General features: G+C 71.9%; 5 protein-coding genes and 1 pseudogene. 4 read left to right on the top strand and 2 right to left on the bottom strand.

Annotation, left to right across the window (positions count from 1 at the left end; all coding sequences use genetic code 11):
* The first annotated feature begins 34 nt into the window (after positions 1–34).
* The 3 genes from NBZ83_RS01665 (at position 35) to NBZ83_RS01655 (ending at position 3634) form a co-directional block, all read left to right on the top strand.
* On the top strand, positions 35–1177 hold the full coding sequence (locus NBZ83_RS01665; RefSeq protein ID WP_261574192.1) for an acyl-CoA dehydrogenase family protein: 1143 nt from the start codon (positions 35–37) through the stop codon (positions 1175–1177).
* Positions 1178–1245: 68 nt separating this feature from the next.
* The gene (locus NBZ83_RS01660; RefSeq protein ID WP_261574191.1) at positions 1246–2433 is read left to right on the top strand and encodes an acyl-CoA dehydrogenase family protein; all 1188 of its coding nucleotides are present in this window, start codon (positions 1246–1248) and stop codon (positions 2431–2433) included.
* 136 nt (positions 2434–2569) lie between these two features.
* A complete protein-coding gene (locus NBZ83_RS01655) occupies positions 2570–3634 on the top strand; it encodes an acyl-CoA dehydrogenase family protein (protein ID WP_261564949.1) in 1065 nt (354 codons plus the stop codon).
* A gap of 40 nt (positions 3635–3674) precedes the next feature.
* Here the strand turns inward: NBZ83_RS01655 and NBZ83_RS01650 are convergent, their stop codons facing one another.
* Positions 3675–4505, bottom strand: a complete 831-nt coding sequence (locus NBZ83_RS01650; protein WP_261564948.1) for an SDR family oxidoreductase — start codon at positions 4503–4505, stop codon at positions 3675–3677.
* Positions 4506–4679: 174 nt separating this feature from the next.
* On the opposite strand from NBZ83_RS01650, the gene NBZ83_RS01645 reads away from it, so the two are divergent.
* Positions 4680–5387, top strand: coding sequence for a TetR/AcrR family transcriptional regulator (locus NBZ83_RS01645; RefSeq protein ID WP_261564947.1), 708 nt, complete (start codon positions 4680–4682; stop codon positions 5385–5387).
* A 171-nt stretch (positions 5388–5558) separates the two neighbouring features.
* On the opposite strand, the pseudogene NBZ83_RS01640 reads toward NBZ83_RS01645, so the two are convergent.
* Positions 5559–5972, bottom strand: a pseudogene (locus tag NBZ83_RS01640) (ABC transporter substrate-binding protein); the annotation flags it as partial.
* Positions 5973–6000 lie beyond the last annotated feature (28 nt).

Genomic DNA, 6000 nt, shown 5'->3' with positions numbered 1-6000 from the left:
CCGTAACCCGCCCCCGCCGAGGAAAGAGACGCCCGTGGAACGCGAGATTTTCGAGGACGAGCACCGGCAGTTCCGGGAGGTCGTCCGGGAGTTCGTCGCCCGCGAGATCACCCCGTATCACGCCGGGTGGGAGGCCGAGGGGATCGTCGACCGGACGGTGTTCGCCAAGGCGGCCAAGCACGGGGTCATCGGGTTCAACATCGCCGAGGAGTTCGGTGGCGGCGGGGTTCGTGACTTCCGGTTCAACGCCGTCGTCGCCGAGGAGCTCGCGGCCGCGTTCGCCACCGGTCCGGGTTTCCTGCTGCACAACGACGTCGTCGGCTCCTACCTGAGCCGGCTGCCCGACGACGAGCAGAAGGCGCGCTGGCTGCCCGGGTTCGCCTCCGGCGAGGCGATCTGGGCGATCGGGATGACCGAGCCGGGTGCCGGCAGCGACCTGCAGGGCATCCGTACCTCCGCGGTGCGCGACGGTGACGACTGGCTCGTCTCGGGCGCCAAGACGTTCATCACGAACGGGATCCACTCCGACTATGTCATCGTCGTGGCGCGGACCGACCCGGCCGCCGGCAGCCGCGGCATCTCCCTGCTCGTCGTGGAGCGGGACATGCCCGGCTTCTCCCGTGGCCGCAACCTCGACAAGATCGGCCTGCACGCACAGGACACCGCCGAGCTGTTCTTCGACGGCGTCCGGGTGCCGGCCCGCAACGTGCTGGGCAAGCTGGGCGGCGGGTTCGTCCACCTGATGGAGAACCTGCCCGAGGAGCGGCTGTCGATCGCGATCTCGGCGGTCGCCGGGGCGAGGGCGGTGTTCGACTCCACGCTGGAGTACACCAGGACCCGTACCGCCTTCGGCCAGCCGATCGGCAGCTTCCAGCACAACCGTTTCCTGCTGGCCGAGCTCGCCACCGAGATCGACATCGCCCAGGTGTACATCGACCGCTGCCTGAAGGCGTCGTTCGAGGAGAAGCTGACCACCGTCGACGCCTCCAAGGCGAAGTGGTGGGCCTCCGAGCTGCAGCAGAAGGTCGTCGACCGCTGCCTGCAGCTGCACGGCGGGTACGGCTACATGTCGGAGTACCCCGTCGGGCGGGCGTTCACGGATGCCCGCATTCAGACCATCTACGGCGGCACGACGGAGATCATGAAGGAGATCATCGGTCGTTCGCTGGGCGTGTGAGGGCCGCTGTGGGCCGCGCGGCCGGACCGCCGCTGGCAACGTGTCGTCGTCGGGTTGGAGCAGGAGTCATGAGCGTGGACTGGGGTTCAGGGACCGAGCTGGGGGAGTTCCGGGCGCAGGTGCGGGCGTTCGTCGCCGGCCACGCGCCGGGTCGGGCGGCCAGGGCGGGGGTGCGCAGCCCGGAGAACGCCGAGGAACTCGCCGAGCTGCGGCGTTGGATCGCCGCGCTGTTCGAGGCGGGCTACTTCGGCGCCGACTGGCCGGTGGAGTTCGGCGGCGACGCCGGGCATGACCCGCGGCGTGACGTCGTCGTCGCCGAGGAGATCGCGCGGGCCCGCGCCCCGATGCAGCTGGGTGGCAACGCCCTGGCGGCCAGCGCCCTGATCCGCTTCGGCAGCGACGAGCAGCAGGCCCGGCTGCTGCCCGCCATCCGTTCCTGCGACGACCTGTGGTGCCAGTTGTTCAGCGAGCCCGACGCGGGCAGCGACCTGGGCGGAATGCGGACCCGGGCGGTGGCCGACGGCGACGACTATGTCGTGACCGGCCAGAAGGTGTGGACCACCAACGGCCACTGGGCCGACCGCGGATACCTGCTCGCCCGCACCGACCCGGACGCGCCCAAGCACAAGGGCATCACCGCGTTCGCGATCGACATGGACACCCCGGGCATCGACGTCCGGCCGCTGCGCGAACTCACCGGCACCTCCGACTTCAACGAGGTGTTCCTCGACGGGGTGCGAATCCCGGCCGCCGCCGTGATCGGCCGGCCCGGCCAGGGCTGGATCGTCGCGAACGCGTCGCTGGCCGAGGAGCGCAACGGCGTCAGCGCCGCGGTCGTCGACCTCCAGCTCGCCTGGGAGGACCTGCACGCGCTCGCGCAGAAGATCGAGATCGACGGTCGGCCGGCGCTGGAACAGGCCGACGTCCGCCAGCGCTTCGGCGCGTTGCGGGCCGAGATCCGCGCCTGCGCGCTGCTCGGGCAGTCCTCCTTCACCCGCTGGCGGGCCGGCCGGGAACGGGTGATCGACGCCCCGGCGGGGAAGCTGTGGTTCAGCGAACTCAACCTGCGGCTGAACGAGTTCGCCGTGGACCTGCTCGGCGCGCGCGGCATCCTCACCGAGGGCGACACCGACGCCGTCGACAGCGGCCGCTGGCAGGACGCCTACCTCTACGCCCGCGCGTACACGATCGCCGGCGGCAGCTCGGAGATCATGCGCAACCTCATCGCCGAACGCGCCCTCGGCCTGCCCCGCTAGCCCGACGCCCTGCTGGCCCTGACGCCCTGCTGGCCCTGACGACCTGCTGGCCCTGACGACCTGCTGGCCCTGACGACCTGCTGGCCCTGACGACCTGCGTGCCCGACCGCTGCGGTCGGGGGAAGGACCCGGCGACATGCTTCTCAGCGACGAACAGATCAGCCTGGCCGACGCCGCCCGCGACTGGCTCGCGAAACGCACCGATCTGGCCGCGGCCCGGGCCGACGGCGCGGCGCTCGCGGCGCTCTACTCCGCGGACGACGTGCGCGCCGCCGCCGAACTCGGACTCACCTCGCTGCTGCGGCCCGCCGAGGGGGGGACCTTCGCCGATCTCGCGGTCGTCGTGGAGGAACTCGGCCGCGCCGGGTCGCCGCTGCCGCTCGGCCAGGCCGCCCTGGTCGCCCGCCTGCTCGACCAGATCGGTATCGGGGCGGCCGTGTCCGACGCGGTGGCCGACGGCGCGGCGCTTGCGGTTCCGGCCGCGGCCGAGCCGGACGACGCCGCGATCAGCGGCGGGCCCGGAGCCGACGGCACGCTCACCCTCGCCGGCCGGGCAGCCGCCGTCGTCGGCGGACTTGGCGCCGCGTGGCTGCTGGTCAGCGCCGCCCTCGACGACGACCGCGCCCTCGCGCTCGTTCCCGCCGCGAGCGCCACCCGTACCGCCCGCACCACCCTCGACCTGAGTCGGGACATCGCCGCCGTCGACCTGCACGGCGTCGCGGTTCCGGCGGGTGACTGGGCCCGGGTCGGCGCGGGCCTCGCCGAGACCCTGGACCAGGCCCTGGCGCTCATCCACATCCTGGACGCGGTCGGCGCCGCCGGCCGCCTGCTGGACATGACCGTCGGGTACGTCAAGGAACGCGAGCAGTTCGGCCGGCCGGTCGGATCGTTCCAGGCGGTCAAGCACCACGCGGCGACCATGGCCGTCGACATCGAGGCGGCGCGGCTCTGCGGCCACGACGCCGCCCGCGCGCTCGACAGCGGCGATCTGGTCGTCGCCGGCACCGCCGTCGCGGTCGCGGGCTCCGTGGCCGGGGAGGGGACCAGCCGCGCGGCCAGCACGGCGCTGCAGCTCCACGGCGGCATGGGCTTCACCTGGGAGCACGACTTACACCTGTTCCTGCGTCGGATCAAGGTCGACGAGCTGGTCCGCGGCACGCCCCGCCAGCACCGAGAGCACCTGATCGCCACCGCCGGCTGAAGGTCGGCGGCCGGTAACGACCGGTCGCGACCTCACTCGTCTAGCTGCCCTGGCCCTGGGCCTCGATCGAGACCTGCTCCCACTGCGCCCAGGTGTCCAGCCGCTGCTGGTAGACCGCCTTGACGATCTGGGTGGGCGGGGTGCCGAACAGCACCCGCAGGGGTGGGTTCTCGGCGTTGACGATCTTCAGTAGGGCCGCTCCGGTCGCGGCCGGATCCCCGATCGCCATCCCGCCGCCCGCGCGCCGCTCGGCCATCGCCTTACGCAGGTTGTCGTACGTCGGCGACGGCGCCGAGTGCACCGCCGAGGACCCGGACCAGTCGGTGCTGTAACCGCCCGGCTCGACGAGGGTCACCTTGATCCCAAAGGCGGCGACCTCCTGGGCGAGGGACTCGCTGAGTCCCTCCAGCGCCCACTTCGACGCGTGGTAGGCGCCGAGGGAGGGGAAGGCGGCGATCCCGCCGATCGTGGAGATCTGGATGATGTGCCCGCTGCCCTGCGACCGCAGCTGCGGCAGCACCGCCTGGGTGACCCACAGGGCGCCGAAGAAGTTCGTCTCCAGCTGGTCGCGGATGTCGCTCTCGGTGAGCTCCTCGACCGCGCCGAAGTGGCCGTAGCCCGCGTTGTTCACGACGACGTCGAGCCGGCCGAAGCGGTCGACCGCCGCCTTGACCGCCGTATCGACGGCGGCCCGGTCCGTGACGTCCAGCGCGAGCGGCAGCACGGCGTCGCCGTGGTCCCGGGCCAGGTCGGCCACTGCGTCGATCTTGCGGGCGGTGGCGACCACCTGGTCGCCGGCCCGCACCGCGGACTCCACGAACACGCGGCCGAAGCCCCTGGACGCTCCGGTCACGAACCACACCTTGCTCATGGTGTTCCCTTCCTGGCTGCTGGGCCTGTTGCTGGCTGCCGGGTCTGTTCCTGCTGCCCGGTCTGCCCGGTCTGCCGGCGTTGATGGCCTGGCGACGACCACTACTCGCAACACCGTACGCCGAAAACGTCACTCGATGACAGGTGCGTCACGGCGTACCATCGGCGGATGATGATGGAGCCGCCTCCAGGCCTGCGGGAACGCACCCGCCGGGCCGTGCGCTCCGAGCTCATGACCGTGGCGATGAGCCTGTTCGCCGAGCAGGGTTACGACGCCACCACGATCGACCAGATCGCCTCCGCCGCCGGCCTGTCCAAACGCAGCTTCTTCCGCTACTTCGCGTCGAAGGAGGAGGTGATCCTGGTCAACTTCGAGGCGTTCGGCCGGGCGCTCGCCGACGCCGTCGGGCAGCGCCCGCCGCAGGAGGGCGCGTGGCTGGCGTTGCGCCGCGCCTTCGACCTCGTCGAGGAGCGCAACCGCCTCGATCCGGGGCGCACGTTCGTCCTGCTGCGGATGCTGCACGAGACCCCGGCGCTCAAGGCCGCGCACCTGGAGAAGCAGGCCCGGTGGCGGGAGCTGCTGGTGCCCGGCGTGATCGATCGTCTCAGCCGCACGGCCGTCCCGGCCGGTTCTGGTTCGTCGGCGGATTCTGGTTCGTCGGCGGGTTTCAGCCCGTCGGCGGGGGCGGCGCCGGCGGCTGGGCCGCCCGCCGCCGACGAGCGGGCTGGTAGCGGGGTGGAGCGGCGCGCCGCGGCCGTCGTCGCGGCCGCGCTGGCCTGCCTCGACGCCGCCCAGAGCGCATGGTGCGACGCAGGCGGTCACGCGTCGCTCGCGGCACTGCTCGACGAGGCGATGGGCGCGGTCGCGCCGTTGCACGGGTGAGCCGGGCGGGCGACCGAGACGATTACCAGGTGAGACGCCGCCCGTCGCGCCCCGGTCACGGCACGGGTCGCCCCCGGGGCTGCACGGCCAGCTCACCCTGGCGCCGGGCCGGATTTTCCCGCAGAGCTGTCTCTGCGTCACCTCGAAGGCGGTCGCCTCGGCGTTCGCCCGAACGAAGGCGTAGCAGGTCTGCTGCCGACCGAAGTCATCCCTGATGCTGATCGGCGCGATCAGCCCGCGGGCGTTGTAGTTCGAGACGTTGTGCAGGTTGCGGATGAAGGACTCGCGCGTCGGGCAGGGCCCGGCCTCCTGCAGGCCACGCAGGAACAGGTCGGTCTCGATGTAGGAGCGCAGCGCGAACTCCTGGTCGGGCGAGCTGAGCTGGGACGCATACTGGCGCACGGCGTTGCGGTACTCCACCAGCGGTGGGCCGTCGGCCTCGAACGGCAGGAAGTACAGCGGGATCGACACCCCGGCCATCACCGGGCCGAGCTGTCGCAACAGGCTTGTGTCGTACCCGGTGAAGGACAGGACGGCCTTCGTACCGTCGCTCTGCCGGACGTAATAGACGAAACCCGGCTTCACCTGGTTCTGTGAAACTCCGGGTGAACGG

Source organism: Frankia gtarii (assembly GCF_025403375.1).
GTDB lineage: Bacteria > Actinomycetota > Actinomycetes > Frankiales > Frankiaceae > Frankia > Frankia gtarii.
The sequence above is the reverse complement of the archived record's forward strand: the minus strand, read 5'-3'. Positions and strand labels throughout refer to the sequence as shown.

Bases quoted from the DNA above. Each gene is read 5' to 3' on its own strand.
- NBZ83_RS01660 (WP_261574191.1), top strand. From the start codon at position 1,246: ATGAGCGTGGACTGGGGTTCAGGGACCGAGCTGGGGGAGTTCCGGGCG.
- NBZ83_RS01655 (WP_261564949.1), top strand. From the start codon at position 2,570: ATGCTTCTCAGCGACGAACAGATCAGCCTGGCCGACGCCGCCCGCGAC.
- NBZ83_RS01650 (WP_261564948.1), bottom strand. From the start codon at position 4,505: ATGAGCAAGGTGTGGTTCGTGACCGGAGCGTCCAGGGGCTTCGGCCGC.
- NBZ83_RS01645 (WP_261564947.1), top strand. From the start codon at position 4,680: ATGGAGCCGCCTCCAGGCCTGCGGGAACGCACCCGCCGGGCCGTGCGC.